The following is a 1234-nucleotide window of genomic DNA, read 5'->3' on the forward strand; positions in this document are numbered from 1 at the left end:
ACCCCTAGGACTGGTTAAAATTTCTCCCGTACAGATTCCTGTGGCGCTCAAGGCAATCTCACCATCGGGACGGGCGATCGCAATTACACAGACAAAACGGGCCGAGCGATCCTGATTATCTCCTAATTCTCTGACGAGGCGATCGATTCTTTCTCGATCATTTTCACCGTAGCGGGCCGAGTAAATCCCTGGGGCATTTCCTAACCCGGTTACTTCCAATCCCGAATCATCAGCGATCGACCATTCTCCCAATGTTAGGGCAATTTGAGCAGCTTTTAAATAAGCATTTTCAGCAAAAGTCGCCCCTGTTTCCTCTATCTCTAAATCATCGGGTTTTAACTGCAATTCTAGGTCAATATCAGTTAAGTATTCCCCTATCTCTGCTAATTTACCCGGGTTACTCGTGGCTAGAATTAATTTTTTCATCGAAAATAATCGGTTTGAAACCCCGGCCTTTTAGGGCGGCTTGACGTTGAGAATATTTCACTATACACTAAAGCTACAGTAAAAACTTTTAACTCCCTGACTGCTTTGGATCGGACGGACATTTCCCCCTGATTATTGCGAGGATTAAAGTTAAGCATGGGTTCCTTAAAATTCCCATTGACTGAAAGACTCAAAGACAAACATATCAAGGAAGTACAAATAAGTGGGTGGGTGGAATTAAATATAGATGAACGTAGGTTGGGTTGAAGCATGAAACCCAACGCCTGCTCATGTTACGCTACCGCTAACCCATCCTACAAATAATTGTGCCTCCCTACTTACATCCAAAATACTCGGCTCGCTGGTTTGACAGCAATTGTCTTTATGAAGATGAAAAAATAGAAACATCTCTTGACTCCGAAAAAGCGATAGCTATGTTGTTAAGGAAGGCAGTAGTCAGGAGATTATTTTATTTATTCCCCCCACTTCCTAATTCCTAATTCCCACACCCCACACCCTACACCCCACACCCTACACCCTACACCCCACACCCTACACCCTACACCCCACACCCTACACCCTACACCCCACACCCTACACCCCACACCCCACACCCCACACCCCACACCCCACACCCCACACCCCACACCCTACCCCCCACACCCCACACCCTACCCCCCACACCCCACACCCCACACCCCGCACCCCACTCCCTACGCCCCACACCCTACACCCCACACCCCACTCCCTACACCCCACACCCCACACCCCACACCCCACACCCCACACCCAACACCCCACACCCCAC

At 49.0% G+C, this 1234-nt stretch carries 3 protein-coding genes; 1 reads left to right on the top strand and 2 read right to left on the bottom strand.

The window, feature by feature from the left end; all coding sequences use genetic code 11:
- Positions 1 to 426: non-canonical purine NTP pyrophosphatase (locus PX481_RS01435; RefSeq protein ID WP_288093299.1), on the bottom strand; the 426-nt coding region annotated here is incomplete at its 3' end.
- A gap of 326 nt (positions 427 to 752) precedes the next feature.
- Between PX481_RS01435 and PX481_RS01440 the strand changes: the two genes are divergently transcribed.
- Entirely contained in the window at positions 753 to 926 is a 174-nt protein-coding gene (locus PX481_RS01440; RefSeq protein WP_288093301.1) for a hypothetical protein, read from the top strand.
- A gap of 94 nt (positions 927 to 1020) precedes the next feature.
- Here PX481_RS01440 and PX481_RS01445 read toward each other — a convergent pair.
- Positions 1021 to 1234: hypothetical protein (locus PX481_RS01445; RefSeq protein WP_288093304.1), on the bottom strand; the 214-nt coding region annotated here is incomplete at its 5' end.

This window comes from Microcystis sp. M53603_WE2 (assembly GCF_030065435.1).